The 16,986-nt window shown below is 44.1% G+C and carries 20 protein-coding genes; 7 read left to right on the top strand and 13 right to left on the bottom strand.

Features of this window, described 5'->3' with window-relative positions:
* Positions 1 to 8: 8 nt before the first annotated feature.
* From glpG to ftsY, 6 genes are all read right to left on the bottom strand, one after another.
* A complete protein-coding gene (gene glpG / locus MMA19_RS25195) occupies positions 9 to 842 on the bottom strand; it encodes a rhomboid family intramembrane serine protease GlpG (protein ID WP_088876412.1) in 834 nt (277 codons plus the stop codon).
* 2 nt (positions 843 to 844) lie between these two features.
* A complete protein-coding gene (gene glpE / locus MMA19_RS25200) occupies positions 845 to 1,165 on the bottom strand; it encodes a thiosulfate sulfurtransferase GlpE (RefSeq protein ID WP_240207583.1) in 321 nt (106 codons plus the stop codon).
* Positions 1,166 to 1,635: 470 nt separating this feature from the next.
* Positions 1,636 to 2,490 carry an RNA polymerase sigma factor RpoH gene (gene rpoH / locus MMA19_RS25205; RefSeq protein ID WP_038231119.1) on the bottom strand — a complete coding sequence of 285 codons (855 nt, stop codon included), beginning with the start codon at positions 2,488 to 2,490 and terminating at the stop codon, positions 1,636 to 1,638.
* A gap of 301 nt (positions 2,491 to 2,791) precedes the next feature.
* Positions 2,792 to 3,748 carry a permease-like cell division protein FtsX gene (gene ftsX, locus MMA19_RS25210; RefSeq protein WP_006074723.1) on the bottom strand — a complete coding sequence of 319 codons (957 nt, stop codon included), beginning with the start codon at positions 3,746 to 3,748 and terminating at the stop codon, positions 2,792 to 2,794.
* Positions 3,738 to 4,409, bottom strand: a complete 672-nt coding sequence (gene ftsE, locus MMA19_RS25215; protein ID WP_038231118.1) for a cell division ATP-binding protein FtsE — start codon at positions 4,407 to 4,409, stop codon at positions 3,738 to 3,740. The genes ftsX and ftsE overlap by 11 nt, the downstream gene beginning before the upstream one ends.
* Positions 4,410 to 4,474: 65 nt before the next feature.
* Positions 4,475 to 5,737, bottom strand: coding sequence for a signal recognition particle-docking protein FtsY (gene ftsY / locus MMA19_RS25220; RefSeq protein ID WP_239914409.1), 1,263 nt, complete (start codon positions 5,735 to 5,737; stop codon positions 4,475 to 4,477).
* A gap of 206 nt (positions 5,738 to 5,943) precedes the next feature.
* On the opposite strand from ftsY, the gene rsmD reads away from it, so the two are divergent.
* Positions 5,944 to 6,588 (top strand): 16S rRNA (guanine(966)-N(2))-methyltransferase RsmD, encoded by a 645-nt coding sequence (gene rsmD, locus MMA19_RS25225; RefSeq protein WP_006074719.1) that lies wholly within the window; start codon positions 5,944 to 5,946, stop codon positions 6,586 to 6,588.
* Positions 6,585 to 6,890: a DUF1145 domain-containing protein gene (locus MMA19_RS25230; protein ID WP_006074718.1), complete on the top strand. Its 306-nt coding sequence runs from the start codon at positions 6,585 to 6,587 to the stop codon at positions 6,888 to 6,890. The genes rsmD and MMA19_RS25230 overlap by 4 nt, the downstream gene beginning before the upstream one ends.
* A gap of 30 nt (positions 6,891 to 6,920) precedes the next feature.
* Here MMA19_RS25230 and MMA19_RS25235 read toward each other — a convergent pair whose 3' ends face one another.
* The 4 genes from MMA19_RS25235 to MMA19_RS25250 all read right to left on the bottom strand — a co-directional run bounded on the left by MMA19_RS25235 (position 6,921) and on the right by MMA19_RS25250 (position 9,765).
* Entirely contained in the window at positions 6,921 to 7,508 is a 588-nt protein-coding gene (locus MMA19_RS25235; protein ID WP_006074717.1) for a YhgN family NAAT transporter, read from the bottom strand.
* A 77-nt stretch (positions 7,509 to 7,585) separates the two neighbouring features.
* Positions 7,586 to 7,822 (bottom strand): YecH family metal-binding protein, encoded by a 237-nt coding sequence (locus MMA19_RS25240; RefSeq protein ID WP_038231115.1) that lies wholly within the window; start codon positions 7,820 to 7,822, stop codon positions 7,586 to 7,588.
* 89 nt (positions 7,823 to 7,911) lie between these two features.
* A complete protein-coding gene (locus tag MMA19_RS25245) occupies positions 7,912 to 8,532 on the bottom strand; it encodes a lysoplasmalogenase (RefSeq protein ID WP_006074715.1) in 621 nt (206 codons plus the stop codon).
* Positions 8,533 to 9,393: 861 nt separating this feature from the next.
* Positions 9,394 to 9,765 (bottom strand): hypothetical protein, encoded by a 372-nt coding sequence (locus MMA19_RS25250; protein WP_006074713.1) that lies wholly within the window; start codon positions 9,763 to 9,765, stop codon positions 9,394 to 9,396.
* 260 nt (positions 9,766 to 10,025) lie between these two features.
* Between MMA19_RS25250 and MMA19_RS25255 the strand changes: the two genes are divergently transcribed.
* Both MMA19_RS25255 and MMA19_RS25260 read left to right on the top strand, forming a co-directional pair.
* Complete coding sequence (locus MMA19_RS25255) at positions 10,026 to 10,346, top strand: DUF2500 domain-containing protein (protein WP_006074712.1); 321 nt, start codon at positions 10,026 to 10,028, stop codon at positions 10,344 to 10,346.
* Positions 10,347 to 10,412: 66 nt separating this feature from the next.
* Positions 10,413 to 11,423 carry a hypothetical protein gene (locus MMA19_RS25260; protein ID WP_006074711.1) on the top strand — a complete coding sequence of 337 codons (1,011 nt, stop codon included), beginning with the start codon at positions 10,413 to 10,415 and terminating at the stop codon, positions 11,421 to 11,423.
* Here MMA19_RS25260 and MMA19_RS25265 read toward each other — a convergent pair.
* Positions 11,420 to 12,646 (bottom strand): HDOD domain-containing protein, encoded by a 1,227-nt coding sequence (locus MMA19_RS25265; protein ID WP_062463207.1) that lies wholly within the window; start codon positions 12,644 to 12,646, stop codon positions 11,420 to 11,422. The genes MMA19_RS25260 and MMA19_RS25265 overlap by 4 nt on opposite strands.
* Before the next feature lie 16 nt (positions 12,647 to 12,662).
* The gene (rhtB, locus tag MMA19_RS25270; RefSeq protein WP_124940429.1) at positions 12,663 to 13,280 is read right to left on the bottom strand and encodes a homoserine/homoserine lactone efflux protein; all 618 of its coding nucleotides are present in this window, start codon (positions 13,278 to 13,280) and stop codon (positions 12,663 to 12,665) included.
* 128 nt (positions 13,281 to 13,408) lie between these two features.
* Here rhtB and MMA19_RS25275 point away from each other — a divergent pair, with 128 nt between their 5' ends.
* Together MMA19_RS25275 and MMA19_RS25280 are read left to right on the top strand one after the other, a co-directional pair.
* Positions 13,409 to 14,401, top strand: a complete 993-nt coding sequence (locus MMA19_RS25275; protein ID WP_006074708.1) for an alpha/beta fold hydrolase — start codon at positions 13,409 to 13,411, stop codon at positions 14,399 to 14,401.
* Positions 14,402 to 14,542: 141 nt separating this feature from the next.
* A complete protein-coding gene (locus MMA19_RS25280) occupies positions 14,543 to 15,364 on the top strand; it encodes a Cof-type HAD-IIB family hydrolase (protein WP_006074707.1) in 822 nt (273 codons plus the stop codon).
* A gap of 80 nt (positions 15,365 to 15,444) precedes the next feature.
* On the opposite strand, the gene MMA19_RS25285 is transcribed toward MMA19_RS25280, so the two are convergent.
* Positions 15,445 to 15,903, bottom strand: coding sequence for an EVE domain-containing protein (locus MMA19_RS25285; protein ID WP_031494386.1), 459 nt, complete (start codon positions 15,901 to 15,903; stop codon positions 15,445 to 15,447).
* Positions 15,904 to 15,957: 54 nt separating this feature from the next.
* On the opposite strand from MMA19_RS25285, the gene MMA19_RS25290 reads away from it, so the two are divergent.
* Positions 15,958 to 16,986: a hypothetical protein gene (locus tag MMA19_RS25290; RefSeq protein WP_031494387.1), complete on the top strand. Its 1,029-nt coding sequence runs from the start codon at positions 15,958 to 15,960 to the stop codon at positions 16,984 to 16,986.

The following is a 16,986-nucleotide window of genomic DNA, read 5'->3' on the forward strand; positions in this document are numbered from 1 at the left end:
AGCGCAACCTAACGCGCTTTCAAACGCTGGCTGTCCACCAACCCTAATACGATACCGCTTGCTAGACCAGTTAGGTGCGCCATATTGGCAATCGCCAAGAAAGGTTGGAAGAAACCGAGAATAAGCCAAACTAACATAAAGCCTACGATCGGCTTTTGAATGATAAGACCAAGCTCAGGTCGTTTCCAAGTGAGCATCCAAAGATATCCCACCAACGCATAAACTACGCCTGACAGGCCACCAAAGTTTGCACCCTCGACCCAGTATTGTCCGGTTCCAGATACCGCAGCCGATATCAAAAATATCTCAATAAGCTTCACAGAGCCTAGACGTTTCTCAATATCGCCTCCGAGTTGCCACCACCATAATAAGTTAAAGATGATATGTAATGCCGAGAAATGCAGCAGTGCGTGAGTAAACCAACGCCAGATTTGCCATTGCTGTCCGTCGAGAGCAGGGAAATGCAAAGATGCAAAGATAGCTTCCCCCCAACCAAGCTGTTGCAAAATAAAAATCACTGAACAGATGAGCATGATACTCAAAGTCGCCACGCCGGCTTTTGCCTTAAGCAATGACATAAAGCTGGGTGTTTGATAATGGAATTTATTCTGTCGCGTCTCAGCCATGTCCCAAGAAGAGGCTTGGTACTTCGGATGATTAGGTTCGGTCAGAAATTGCTTGAGTTCAGCCTCCGCCTCGACTTGGTCTTCACTATGTATCAGCCACAAGGCAAATTGACCACTTCCTTCAGGCATCATTTGTACATCAATCTTTCTCGATGCCATATAATCGATAAATGCCTGACCCATTCTCGGGTTTTGAATCGTGATCAATCTAATCATAGTTATTTCTCTATTGGTAATTCGGCGCGCTGCCAAGCCTCAAAGCCACCATCAACACTATATACCTGCTCAAAACCTTGGTTTAGCAAATATTGCGCCGCACCTTGGCTACTGATGCCGTGATAGCACATAACCAACACTGGCGACTCAAACTCCACTTGCTGCATGAAATCAACAATGCTGTCGTTGGTAAGATGAAATGCACCCGAGGCATGTGCCACGGTAAATGCCTGAATATCACGAATGTCCACCAATCGTGCTGCTGAGTCACTGCTCAGTAGTTGATGTGCGTTGACCACATCGATGTGTTGAAACTGCTCCATAGAGTCTAAACCTTCACTTTCTTTGTGCACCAATCAATATCAAATTTAGTTTGGATTCGATGCTTTTTATACGTTGTTATTTCACGTCTGATAGTATCACTATTCAGTGTTGTCAAAGTACCGATAATCAATAAGGTTATCCACTTAAGCTTAAAAAACCACCATCTGTGTGTAACTCTGTGGATTGCGTTGATAAGGTGCTTTTAGATCCAACGATCCACAACATCTAGGTATGATCTTGATCTATCTGTGTGTAAAGCAAAAGGTATCCCCAGTACCAAAAGCGCTTCAATCGACCGTTTGTCGCTGCTTTCTGACAGTTGGTAAATAATTTTGTCACAGACTTATCCACAGACCACAAGTGAAAAATGTGATCACATAATTCGATCGTTTTGATTCTCAGATCAAAAGTAAAAAGGCCGAGATCTCTCGATCTCGGCCTTAATCATTTATTCTGCTTTAAATTAAGCTTAAAACTCGCCGACGGCTGCCTTAAGTTTCTTCATTGCGTTCTTTTCTAACTGGCGAATACGCTCCGCAGACACACCGTAGGTATCGGCTAAATCTTGCAACGTAGATTTGTTGTCATCCAACCAACGAGAACGCACGATATGCTGGCTACGCTCATCAAGCGTCGCAAGCGCGTGGCCTAAACGGTTATTGGTGTGAGTTTCCCAGTTCTGAGCTTCAAAGTCTTCTGCGAGATCTGAGCTCTTATCTTCAAGATAAAGCGCAGGTGCAGTGTATGAACCGGTATCGTCATCATCGTTTTGCATTTCAAACGTTGAATCTTGAGCCGCGAGACGTGATTCCATCTCTCTGACTTCTGATGGCTCGACTCCCAGCTCTTTTGCTACCGTTTCTACTTCACCATTGTTGAACCAACCTAAGCGTTTTTTCGACTTACGTAGGTTAAAAAACAGTTTGCGCTGAGCTTTAGTCGTCGCAATCTTCACGATACGCCAGTTACGTAATACGTATTCATGGATTTCCGCTTTAATCCAATGCACCGCGAAAGATACCAGTCTTACCCCTACTTCAGGGTTGAAGCGCTTCACAGCTTTCATCAGACCAATATTGCCTTCTTGAACTAAATCAGCCATAGGAAGTCCATAGCCAGAATAGCCACGAGCAACGTGAACAACAAATCGCAAATGAGACAAAATCAGCCCTTTCGCTGCCTCTATTTCACCGTCATAGTGTAATCGCTCTGCTAGTTCACGCTCCTCATCAGCCGTCAGCATTGGGTAGCTGTTGACTGAGCGGATGTAGCCATCAAGGCTATCTTGTGTCACTAATGCCATTGGATACGCTTGGTTTGCCATTCAATTCCTCGTTCGTGTCGAGTGGGATTAACGCCTTCTTAATCCATCAATACTGAACCTTAATAGGCTGAGATTCAAGAAGGGGTTAGTAATTATGCATAATCAATTGGTCTAAACAAGGGTAAATGCCGATTAAATTTCATTCATTAATAGGTATTTTCTGCCCAGATGGGACTGAGCTCCCACTATCTCACTGAATAACTACATAATTATTAATAGTCACATACAAGCGAACAATTGTTACACTCTGCATCAGGATTGAGCAGCTTTGCCGCTCAATCAGTATTCTGACCTGAGTTTTCTAAACCGGTTCAATTTCTTTTAAGTGACGCTTAGCTGAAATTCTTGCCGCGCCTGTCCCCAAGAATAGTCCGAGCATCAGGATTAGCAAGGTCTCGTCCCAACCAAGACCAAGGAGTCGGAAATCGCTATCATACAGAGTAGCAAGGTCGGTCACAGCGCTATTGAGTAGGACAGTAATCAACGCCGTCAACAACCAAGCAACAACCGCACCCAGCAACCCAAACCACATACCTGAATAGAGATAAGGCCTCAAAATATAAGCATCGGTCGCACCAATCAATTTCATGGTTTGAATGGCTTCTTTATTGGCTAATACGTTAAAACGCAATGTATTGCCCACAATCAAGAATACAGAAACCAACATCAGCACCGATAACGTCACGACTAATGTTGAGGCTAAGGTTTTGATTGCATCAAATCGACTCAACCAGTCTTCATCGCGGCGAATATCGGTAATCTCTTCTTGAGTACGCAGCTTAGCCACTAAGTCTCGGTCAGTCTGTACGTCGGCATTCACTGGAATAATGGTAAGCACCCCAGGAAGCGCATAACCGTCAAGCAAACTCAGAGCCTGATCCAGGCCAGAGTGTTCACTGAGATCAGCTAAACCTTCTTGCGGCGTAATGTACTTAACCGAACTGACCTCTTCCCAACCTTCAATTGCGTCTTTAAGTACCAACACCCTTGCATCCGGCACACCGACGGAAATAAACGCGGTGACTTGCGATTGGCTCGCCACGTTAGAGGTCACTGCCACGACGTTCTTACCTAGGAGGTAAAGACAAGCTGGCATGGTTAGCGCCATAGAAATAACCGCCAGAGTTAGAATGTTACCCAATGGACGCTGCCACATCTCTACTAAAGACGCTTTTGCCTGCTTCCAATGCACAGTAAAGAAATTATCCGACTTTAAACGATGCTTTTTTGGCTTGCTATTTTTACGTTTAAACACCATCACTGACCTCACTTAAGAATCCTTGGTTCAGTTCAAGGTAACGATATTGAGGTCTAGAGCGAACCAAATGGATATCGTGTGTCGCCAACAAAATGGATACGCCTGCGCGGTTAAACTCTTCAAACAGCTTTAACACTTTGTTGGACAATTCAGGGTCTAAGTTACCGGTAGGCTCATCTGCTAATAGCATAGTAGGTCGGTTCACAACTGCTCGAGCAATACCCACGCGCTGCTGCTCACCACCAGACAACTGACTCGGTAGACATTTGGCCTTATCCAGTAAACCCGTTTTATCTAGTGCTGCGGAAACTCGACGCTTGATTTCATTTTCAGAGATAGATTCGATACGCATTGGCAGCGCCACGTTATCAAATACACTGCGATCCATTAGTAATCGATGGTCTTGAAATACGATACCAATGTTACGACGAAGGAAAGGGATATCCTTTGATGGCAAACGGCTGATGTCGTGATCGTTAAAAAGGATACGACCATCGGTTGGTCGTTCAATTGCACAGATCAGTTTTAACAGCGTACTTTTACCTGCGCCAGAGTGGCCGCCTAAAAACGCCATTTCGCCGCGTCGAAGGTGAAAATCCACTTTTTGCAACGCTTGTCTACCACCGCGGTAAGCCTTGCTCACTTGCTCAAATTTGATCACCGAATCATTCCCCTGATTGGATGCCTATTTTTGACAAGGGATGCTGCGCATCCCTTGAGTTTTACTTAGTCTTCTCGGCTAAACAGTGCGTCGATAAAGTCTTGTGTTTCAAATGGTCTCAAATCGTCAATACCTTCGCCCACACCAATATAGCGGATTGGGATTTGGAACTGGTCAGCTAAGGCAAAGATAACCCCACCTTTCGCGGTTCCGTCTAGCTTCGTCAGCGTAATGCCCGTCAGCGGTGCTACGTCGCTAAACAGTTTCGCCTGGCTAATCGCATTTTGACCGGTGCCAGCATCTAGCGTTAGCATGATTTCATGCGGTGCCGACTCGTCAATCTTCTTCATAACACGGACGATCTTGCGCAATTCTTCCATTAGGTTGGCTTTGTTTTGTAAGCGACCTGCGGTGTCAGCAATCACAACGTCAACGCCGCGCGCCTTTGCTGCTTCAATGGCATCATAAATAACTGACGCACTATCTGCGCCAGTATGCTGAGCAATAACCGGTACGTCATTGCGTTCGCCCCATACTTGAAGCTGCTCAACAGCTGCAGCACGGAAGGTATCACCCGCAGCCAGCATGACTTTCTTACCTTGGGCTTGATACTGCTTAGCAAGCTTACCAATGGTGGTTGTTTTGCCAACACCATTAACCCCTACCATCAGTATAACGAAAGGCATCTTAGTACTATCAACTTCCAAAGGCTTCTCAACATGGCTTAGAATCTCTGCCATTTCCTCTTTAAGCAGACCATACAGAGCTTCACCGTCTTTAAGATCAGCGCGAGAGGCTTTTTCAGTTAAGCTATCAATAATCTTAACCGTGGTGTTCATACCAACGTCAGCAATTAACAGCTGCTCTTCAAGCTCTTCAAACAGCTCATCGTCGATCTCTTTGCCTTTGAATAAGCCAAAGAAACCTGCACCAATATTGGCTTTTGTACGACTTAGGCTACGCTTTAGGCGCGCAAAGAAACTCTCAGTTGGCTTCTCTTGCTCTTGAACTCGGGCAATCACTTCTGCTTCTGCTTCTGCTTCTGCTTCTGCTTCTGCTTCTGCTTCTGCTTCTGCTTCTGCTTCTGCTTCTGCTTCTGCTCTTTCAGTGTTGATTTCCGCTTCAGGTATTGCAACCTCTTCCGCAGTTGTTGGTTCCTGCTCTACCGTTTCAGGTGCTGTTTCTGCGGTGACCTCAACATCACTACTTTCTTGCTGCGGTTGTTCGGCTTCAACGTCAGCAGATGTCTCTTGTTGTTTTTGCGGTGCTTGCTCTTCATCACCAAAGCCAAGCCACGAGAGTAACCCGCGTTTTTTCTTTTCTGTCATCTGAAACTATCCTGAATACTGTCTTTTCAAATGGTCTTAAATTCGGATTTGCTTAAAACGCTATCTATTTACGACAAGCGATGCAAAAAATAATTGCGACAAAGCAGTGAAAACTTTTGTCAGAGATTGGTACACTTCGTCACTTATCCAATTAAGCTCTTTAATGAGCCCGTTATAGTAACACTTAATTGTCGGTCAAAAAATCTATGGTTAGACGTCGCAAGCAAACTCCATCACAAAAACCGTCCCAGAAGACGACATCTCGTTCAGGCGCCACTCGCGGGGGTAAGGCACCAATGGGGAGTGTGCGCATTATTAGCGGACTGTGGCGCGGACGAAAACTGCCGGTTCACGATGCAGAAGGACTCCGTCCAACCACCGATCGAGTCAAAGAAACGGTGTTTAACTGGTTAGCGCAAGATATTCCACACGCTAAGGTATTAGATCTATTCGCTGGCTCAGGCAGCTTAGGATTTGAAGCGGCTTCTCGGCAAGCTGCGCAAGTCACTATGATTGAGCTCAACGACAAAGCTTACCAACAGATTATCAGTAATGTAGCACTTGTTAAGGCAGACAATATCGTCACCCATCACGGCAATGCACTAAGCTTTTTAGACCAACCAGGACAACCACACGATGTAGTGTTTATTGATCCTCCATTTCGTCAAGGCTTGCTACCAGAAGTGATTCAAAAACTTGAAGATAATGGTTGGCTTGCCGACAATGCGTTAATCTATATTGAAACGGAAAAAGAATTACAAATCGACGTCATCCCTGAGCACTGGGATCCATTAAAAGAAAAAACGGCAGGTCAGGTTTGTTATCGATTATTTGAGAGGGAAACAAAATGAAAGCACTGTTAATGCTGGCGAAGATCGCCTTTGGATTTGTTTGGTTTGTATTGATACTAAATATTTTCCATCCATTCCCAGGAAAAGGTGCGATAGCGCTGTATATCATGACAGCCTTTCTGTTCTTAATGCATGGTGTGCAGATGGCCATTTTCCTTGGCGCCTTTGGTGACAAGCTCAAGCTAGGCACATGGGAAAAATACTCTATTCTAGCGTTCGGTATTTTCGCTCTGCTCGATATTAGACAAAAACACATGATGGGGCCTGCTCCCGATAAAGCAGAAGATACTGAAAATAAATAAGAGAAAAGCCGCGAATGCGGCTTTTCTTTTTTAACTTCCCAAGTAGCTCTTTATCCCATCTAAGAACATCTGTGTCGAAATCATAACGAGCAGTAAGCCCATCAATCGCTCGACCGCTTTCAGACCTCTTTCTCCTAACAACTTATGGAAGAAGCTATAGAACATCAAAATAAAGAAAGTAGCGCCCCAAGCGATGAGAACTGCAAACGACAGGTCCGTTAAACTGTCGGGGTTTTGTGTTGATAACAACAGAATGGAGGCGATCACTGAAGGCCCAGCAATCATCGGGATAGCCATAGGAACAATAAACGGTTCGTCACCCGCCGCCAAGCCAGCCACACTGCCCGCCTGTGGGAAGATCATTCTTATCGCAATGATAAATAGAATGATGCCACCAGAGATACTCAATGTTTCTGGTTTAACATGAAGGAAAGTCAGTATGCTCTGCCCCGCAAAAAGGAACAACATCAGAATGAGTAGAGCGAAGCATAACTCGCGTACTAGAACTTTCCGCCTTCGTTTCGGATCTAGATGTTTTAAGATGGAAAGAATAATAGGGAGATTGCCGAGCGGGTCCATGATGAGGAACAACATGGTCGCCGCGGAGAGTATATCCATGAATACAGCCTGCTAACGATAGATTTTCGTGAAGTATAGCAGGCTTAGTTGTCGTCTTTTAGTCGAAACAATCTCGTCTAATGAGAACAAACTCTCTCTATGTTTAGCTCCCATACTCCCTGATTCTCAATCACTTTCTGCTTTTCAACAAAAAAGGCCAACAGCGAATCAAGGTCAAAGCCTTCACGGCTGCAAGTGCGGAAACGAGCTTCAGTTCCAAATTGCTCGATAACGGTTTGTTCTAACTGTTCGCGTGTCATTGGTTGTTCACGTAACAGATTAAGCACTTTATGAGCATGGATAGCAGCGGTCATTTGGTAATCCTCATTAAATCAACGATTGAATATTAACGTTAAAGTGGTCCCTTCCGTGATGATCTACCTCAATCGCACACTTTTTTGTGCTAGCTAATCGCAGAAGCCACGATTAACGCATGAGCTAAATAATAGCTGCCAGAGATGGCATAGCGCGCACGGCGCGAGTGAAAACGATATTTATCTAACGCCAATAACATGGCAGATAGGGCCATAGTGAGCGCTCCCAAGAAGCCTAATAAAGATGACATGCCACTTTGTGCTAACCAGGCTTCACCTGCTGCACACACTAAATGCACTAAAGAAATGCCCATCACGGTCACTGGAACCAGAAATGAGTCAAGGCGAGGTAACAGTAGAAAAAAGGTGACTATAGCGATACATAGCATCAAAGCGGGCAACCACAGCACAAATTGGCTATTCACCTGTCCCCACATAGCCCAGCCATAGAGAGATTGAGCAATTAGATACCCAACAAAACTAAGCTTGGCAAACCGAGTGTATTGACCAGAAGCATCACTAAATAAGAAGACAACTAACCCCAGTAGCACCAAAAGCTCATACTTGGTTTCTAAACCTGAAGTCGCCAACAGCACAATTAGTAAACTATGAGTCAAAGCGCTAAAAAGCACACTTCGAGACTTATCGCCTTTTTCGACAGCAAAAATAAACAGCAAACACGATAAAGCTATCGCCAGCCAACTCCACATACACACACCTAATTCTTGTTATCCACGCCAGTGTATGGAGCTCACTTTTGCTGTCCAGTAGTAAGGTTGAAAAGTTGGACTTGCTTTAAATTAAATAAGATTGCCGTTGACAGTGGGCCAGATCATCGAAAATGAACTGACTCTTGTTAATCATTAGCTAAAAAACAAAAGCAAACGTTTTCCCTTTAACATAGAGATCGGAAGTCAGTTTCCACTAATGAACTAAAATCAGCGAAGAGAACTACGAAACAAAAAGTCACTAATATCTTTATATTTCAATACTTAAAAGATGACAACCAAGAGTCCACTGTACTTAGACTATAGTTCAAATTGCAACTTTTCTTCTCTTATACTAAGAATTTTTTGCCCCTCACTCTCACTGAACAAGATTTTCTTCAACATCCTGACCACTTACCAACACAAAGCTCACTTAGACCAAACAAAGCGATCGAAGACAATATAATCCAAAGCTTTAATAATAATCAATTTTGTGATCTATATTTTTTCTTTAATATCATTAAGTTAAAAACAACAAACCATCAAAAACACAACATTGAACAGATTTAAAGCTACGAAAATACACTGTTTTATTGACCATTAATCGCTAGTTAATGGAAAGAAAACTGCAAAAAATAGAAGATATTCACTTTCTAACTTGCTAAACATTAAAAAACAGTGCTATTCTGTTTAACAAGATAGGAATTCAAGAAAGGAGCAGTGTTATGATTTCATCTTCTCAGAAGCAGGGTCTAGTGATGATAGCCGTCGTGGTTGGATTAATGACACTGCCGATTCTTTACTAGCCAACGCTAGAAAGACAAAAAAAGGGACGCTTTCGCGTCCCTTTTTCATTTTAACTATTTACTTAGATAAGATATGAAGCACTTTTTCCCAGTGCACATAGTAAAAGCCCATCGCAAGCAATGTGATCAGTGCCATCAGCCACATGGCTGTGCGCCAAATGAATCGGCTGCTCCTCGGGGTTAACTCCTGTTCACACTCATCACAAGCTCTCATGAAACCAGATTTATCGTCTAGCTCATAATCATCTTCATGGACTATTTTATTGCGGATAGTGGCAATATATCTCAGTTTGCTAATGACATCATGCGGCAGCCGTTCTTCGCAGCTTGAGACAAGTTGATGCAAACCTTTTCCATCAGCACGATATTGCTGCCTCAATAACTTCTCTAAGCGTCTCGTTCGCAACACTACACTTTCAATGTCAGACATAAGCATCCCTCCCACAACCAGCAAAAATGTGAAAATAGGTGCGCTGGCTACTATCCAAAGATTTCATTCACTCCATTGTTAACTATCTGTATTAAGAATTCGACAATTGTTAGGTAAATTCAAGTAAAGATTTAAGCCTAAAAATGCGATTTTTTGTGTGATATGACCCTAAAATTGACTCGATGGTCGGGAGTTGCAGATTATTTTCTTCTGAATATGTGCGATCTTAGTTCCAGGCCACTTAGACATACGAGGTTTACATGCCTATATCACTGGTTATTATTCTCATCGTTTTGATCATCCTTGCTGGCTATCTTTTTGTTTATGTACAAAAAAAGCACACTGTGGGTGTTAATGCTCCAGAGAGAAAAGCGGCAGTCACTATCTTAGATAAACAAGTCGTCGTTACCGAAGATCCTACCCAAGAAGATGAATATTGGATTTACATCCAGAAAGGAACATTTGGTCCTAAACGCGAATTTCAAATTGGTGTTCATTACTATCACCACCTCAACCCAGGTGATAAAGGAGAGTTAACCTATCAAGGGGACAAATTCCTACACTTCTCACTAACTCGCTAATTTATTTAGCTTTGCTAGTAAGACTCATGCTAGCTTTAATTATCTAACTAAACATGGAAGTGACTCATGGATCTGCGAGTAAAGCTAGGTCAGCATTTATCTGTTGCGCTTATCACCATTTTGTCGGCTGGTTGCAGCGCAGCCTATCAAGGAAGAGTCAACGACGCTGAAGTCCATCTTGTCGACTACTTTCAGCGTTCAGAAGGCGCTCAAGCTCTGATAGATAACATGGATAAGCTAAATATCGAACACGCCTATGTTATGGGGCTACCTGTTATTAAGAAGTGGGATGCTTCTGCTCCTAAAGCACCGCGTTTTGTCTATGGCGATGATACCCCGGTCTACTATTATTCGCACACAGACGAATTGATTGCCCGCGAAGTTGAAGCGTTACCCGCGGTAAGCCAAGCCAGATTACATCCTTTCCTGAGCGGCTTTAATACTACCGATCTCAATGCCGCAGAGCTTATTGAAAAGGAACTCAAGTATCGATCTGGTTTCTGGCAAGGTATTGGCGAAGTGATTACTAGACATGATCATTTAACAGCTTTGACTGCCGACGAGAAACCGCGCGCTAATCACCCTGCGTTGCAAAAAGTGTATCAGCTCGCCGCACAATACGACTTGCCCGTGCTGTTGCACACCAATATCACGTCGCAAAGAGAAGATAATCCACTTTATTTACAAGAACTCGAGCAAGCATTGAGCACCAATCCAGACACCCGCTTTCTATGGGCTCACGCAGGTACCACGTCCACTCTTACTCGCACTATTAAAATGAAGTTTCTCTATGAAACCGTCTCAGATTTACTCAGCGAGCATGATAATCTCTATATTTTGGCGTCGTGGACTCTGATCGACGTCATGATGCCTGAGGGCAAATTGGATCGACGCTGGCTAGCACTTATTGAGGCTTACCCAGATCGATTTATGGTTGGCAGCGACGTAGTTGGAGCATTTGGTTATCAGCAAACCGCATTAAGCACTTGGCATCCCATTTTGTCAGCGCTGCCTAAGAACATCGCAGACAAAATGGCCTACCAAAATATGTTGGACGTACTTCCCAAGACTCGCTAGCTAAGCGATTGCATTTTTTGACTCCAGCGCTGCGCATCTGCCAGCGCTGAGAACACCTCATTTTGCGACAAACCTAAATGCGCTCGATGACGCTCCACACCTTGCCAATCTGCCATTTCAAAGCACTCTCCTAGAGACAATAAACAGCCATACGGACCTTCACGCTCCAGAAGTGCGCCTTTAATCTCATTAGAGAGAGGAAGCTGATGCAGCAACTTATCTAAGGAGAGGTCCATCAAAGCATCTAAGATAGAAAACAAACCAATCATAAAGGCTTGATCCCGGTGCTGTTTGAATTGAGGATGTTTGGTCATCAAACGGCAAAATTGAGCTCGTTGCAATGAAAGTTCATACAGTGCCTTCGGCTTATTACTAGAAATAAAGGATGCAACCGTAAGAGAGACAAACAATTTAAGCTTCTCTTGACCGAGATAAATAAGTGCCTGGCGAAAAGAGGAAATTTCAGAATCTAAGCGAGGACTGAGCGTATTCACAAATTGCAGCAGCTTATAAGAGAGCGTCACGTCTTTGGAAACAATTTGCTCAACCTTATCAAAGTCGACTTCAGGTACACACACTTGCTGGAAAAGCTCCATGGCCACCAGCTGCTCAGAGCTGATGTAAACTTGCTTCTCCATAATAGGCTTACTAAAAAAGAAACCTTGGAAAAACTTAAAGCCCGCTTGTTTAGTCAGTAGAAACTCTTCTTCAGTCTCAACACGTTCAGCAAGGTAGTGACGAGGGCTTCCTTTCGCCTTTTGTTGTATAACAAAAGCACACGCTTTCTCTACACCCATCGCCATAATGTCTAGCTTTACAATCTGCACAAACGGCAAGAATCGCTCCCAAGCCTCTCTGTAGACAAAATCATCAAGCGCTATCATATAGCCCAGTTGATGAAGTTCTTTGACAACCTGATAGAGCTCGTCGTTAGGCTGGCAAGTCTCTAGGATCTCAATCACCACGTTCTGCTTGGGCAAAATTAACGGCAAGCGACGTATAAGGCTTTGGTGTGGAAAGTTAATAAAACATCGCGACGCAGTGATGCTAGGGTTGGTCCCTAATGACAGATAGTTCTCTGCTATCAATCGATAGGTAGCCCTATTCGCTTCAACGTGTGCAGGAAACGCGTTTTTTTCGCCGTCTCGAAAAAGAAGCTCGTAGCCTAGTGTATGACGACGAGCATTAAAAATGGGTTGGCGAGCAACGTAAGTAGCGTACATATCTAAGCCAATCAGGCTATGATTTTGCGGCGGCCAGCAGCGCACCACAACCGACAAACATCGAACCAAACACCTTGTTTATCTTCGCCATGATACGGTCAGAACGAATAAAGCGTCCCATTTGCGACGCTAGAGTGGTATAGCCAAGCATGACCATTGCATCAATCGCCACCGTGGTCACACCCAGAATGGCCAGCTGTGTTACTTGATCGCCATTCGGATCAATAAACTGAGGAAATAACGCCACCAGAAACACGATAGATTTGGGATTAGTCAGGTTGATAAAAACCGCACTGCGCATCAAGTTCCATGCACTGCGATTATCCTGTTCCGCCATTGCGGTAACCGACGATGTATCACGCCATTTTTGAATACCCAACCAAATCAAGTAGACCACGCCAATCCATTTAATCACGCTAAAAGCAATCGCCGATTGAGCCACTAAAGCCCCAATACCTGCACCAACGAGCACGATATGTATCGCTAAGCCTATCTGCAGTCCAGCAATCGCGGCTAACGATTTACGCGTCCCATAACTGATACCATTGCTAATCGAGTTCACCGTGCCAGAACCCGGCGCTAAACTAAAAACAATCGCAGTTACGACGTACGCTAACCAAACATGATAATCCATTGTATTTCCTTACCACTGATTTACTCGTATCCTAGTAATGAGGATAGTGGGCAAAAAGCATTCTATTCGATTCAAAAATATCGAAAAAAAACAGCATATTACACATAATGCACCAGATAGGCTAATTTATGAGCAAATTAAACGCTACCGATGTCACTTATACTCAAGAGCCACAATTTGAGCAAGTTATAAACTCACAAATTGCTCAATTATGGGAGAATCGACAAGAAGGTACGCTAAAAGCAAAAGACGGCACCAAGCTCTTTTGGTGTAAGTTAACTCGCCCGGAACATCAAAAAGCACTTGTTGTTGTGAATGGCCGCATTGAATCCGCTTGGAAATACCAGGAGCTGTTCTACGACTTCTTTCAGCAAGGCTATGACATCTATTCCTTTGACCATCGTGGACAAGGACTCTCAACTCACCTAGCGCCTAACCCTGAAATGGGCCACGTCCATGAGTTTGATGACTATCTTGACGATATGCAGATGATATTGGATACGTTCGAACTTGAGCGCTATCAGCAACGCCACCTACTTGCCCATTCAATGGGCGGAAACATTGCCACACGTTTTATTCAAACTCGCCCTCATCATTCATTCGATAAAATAGCGCTTAGCGCTCCTATGTATGGCGTGAGTGTGCCATGGTACCTCAAGCCCATTGCGACCCTAGTTGCGCAGATTATGACCGCTATCTACCCGAAACCAACGTTTGCACCAGGGTATCAAGGTTATGTCGCTAAACCCTTCGATATCAACCCTCTTTCACAAAGTGAAGTACGCTATCACTGGTTCCGAGACCTGTACGAGAAAATGCCAGAGCTGAAAATTGGTGGACCAAGCACTCGCTGGGTTTGGCAGGGGTTAATGGCTGCAAAACAGTGCATTCAACAAACTCGACAAGTGAAAATACCGCTTCTCCTCGTGCAAGCAGGCGCGGACCAAATTGTTAGCAATCAAGACCAAAGCAAGTTCATCAATAAGCTTTCACGTACTAATCACCAAGCTCAAATGATCACGGTTGAAGGGGCTAAACACGAAGTACTGTTTGAAAAAGATGAGTATCGCAATCAAGCAATGGATGCAATTTGCCATTTCTTTAGCGCCGAGAAGTGCTAACGCAACTGGTAACAGTTTGGGTAAATGAGGAAATATTTCTGTAACCCATTTACCCTCTTTTTCTGGTTTAATATCCCCTACAATAGAGCCATTCCACAATGCTGCGAATTCACCCTATCCTCCAATGACAAAGAGAGAACTATGACCCTTAACCGCGATTCCATTAAAATTGTTGCTTCTGATTTAGACGGTACACTACTGGCAACGAACCACCAGCTTAGTGATAACTCCAAACAAACACTTAAGGAACTTCACGCGAAGGGATATACGTTTATTTTTGCCACTGGTCGTCACCATGTTGATGTGGCTGGGATTCGTGAATCAGTGGGTATTCCTGCTTACATGATCACATCAAATGGTGCACGTGTTCACGACCAAAACGATCAATTGCTGTACAGCCAAAACGTGCCTGAGGAACTGGTACAACCGATTGTTGACGTGCTAAGTACAGACAGCGAACTATTTGTTCATATGTATCAGGATGAAAAGTGGCTACTCAATCAGGAAGATGAATACTTACGTAAATTCCATACTGAAACTGGATTTACTTACCACCTATTCGATGCGACCCAAGCACCGACTTCTGGTATTGCAAAAATCTTCATTACTCATCCAAAGCAAGACCATGAACATTTAGTGGAATTTGAAGATGCTTTACGCGCCAAGTTTGGTGATTCCCTAAACATCGCGTTCTCCACACCTTGGTGTTTAGAAGTCATGGCAAAAGAGGTGTCGAAAGGTGACGCTCTGCAAGCCGTGGCAGAAAAACTTGGGTTTGGCTTAGAAAACTGCATCGCTTTTGGTGATGGGATGAACGATGTGGAAATGCTAACCATGGCAGGCCATGGTTACATTATGGAAAATGCGCACGACAAAGTGAAACGTGCTCTACCTAACAATGAAGTCATTGGTAGTAACGCCGATGATGCCGTCGCTGAGTTTTTAAAACAAAACCTTATCTAACGCGACGATTTCAACCGTCAAATACTCCCATTCTCGTCCCTATGTAGCGCATATCCTAGCTATCGAGAATGGGAGTTTTGTTATCTGGCGACTCGGCTTAAGATAGCTTGCCATTCAGATTCAGTAACGGGCATCACTGAAAGTCGATTGCCTCTTTTCACCAAAGGCATCTCCATTAACTCCGGCATAGTTTTAAGTACGCTCAACGGCAACACGCGCTTAAACTTTTCGCCAAACTCAATGTCTACCATTAACCAGCGAGGATTTTCGGGATCAGACTTCGCATCGTAATAATCGCTTTCAATATCAAACTGAAAATGATCGACATAAGCCTCTTTGGTGATCGTCGCTAAACCAGCTACACCAATTTGCTTACATGAAGAGTGGTAGATCAATACCAAATCACCCACCTTCATCTCATCACGAATCATGTTTCGAGCTTGATAGTTGCGAACGCCCTCCCAACAGGCTGTACCTTTGACACGTAATGTATCAATCGAAAATTCGTCCGGCTCTGTTTTAAATAACCAATATGCCATAATGGTCCTTGTATCTGTGTTTCTTGTAACTTTGACTGACTAAGGAAGAGATTAATGAAAATGTCGCGTTTACCGCTCGCATTTGCTCCACTCATATTGCTTCAAGCGTGTTCTTCTTTCAACACTACTGATTCAAGCAAGGACAGTCAGGTTCCTCAAGCTGAACTGTCTCGCCCAGAAACTATCACACCGCAAACCTATGTGATGCGTGGCCAAGCGGTTATCGGGCACGAAACTCGCACTATTCAGCCGTGTGGTAGCCAACATCAATATTGGCTTCAATTACCGAAAGAAGTGCGAGAACAAGCAGAAAAACTCACACAAAGGCCCTACCAACCAGTTTATGCTGAAGTCATTGGTTATTTAGAACCACCAAGTCATCGTGGGTTTGATTCTGATTACACGGGTCGTTTTGTCGTGAAACAGGTCAATATGATCACTGCAGAAAACCCAAAACGCTGCGAGCAGCCACTTCGTTCCACGCAAGTGTTAGGGAACGAACCATTTTGGTCACTAAAGTTTGATAATGCGCAACAAGCCAGCTTCACCTTATTAGGTGAAGATAAGCAAACCCTAAAGCTGAAAGACACCGCCATTACTCAAACCACACGTCGCTATGAATTTGATAATGCTAATCTGCAAATGAGCAGTAAGCCGTGCAGCGATACCATGAGTGACACCATCTATGGATGGAGTGCGGCGCTCACCATGGGTGAACAGACAAGACAAGGCTGTGGCACCTTATCGAACAGTGACAACACCCTTAAATGGACAGGCGAGTATCTTGCGCAATCCACAGAGACCGCCGGTTTTACAGTCTCTATGACGCTACTTCCTGATCATACAGCCATTACCCGCTATGAATACCCAGACAACTCACCCGCAACGGAAGAACGCGGATTTTGGCAGCAACTCAACAACCAACAGGTTCAAGTCATCATGACTCGCCACCAACAGCAGTACCTTGTGTCACAGCGAATTTTCACGCTGTCAGATAACCAGTTAACAGCAACTCAAGAAAAAGTTGGTGATGTACTCTATCCGATCGCTAATGGCGGCTTGGTATTGTTCAAGAGTAATTAA

The organism is Vibrio sp. CyArs1 (assembly GCF_022432925.1).
Lineage (GTDB): Bacteria > Pseudomonadota > Gammaproteobacteria > Enterobacterales > Vibrionaceae > Vibrio > Vibrio mediterranei.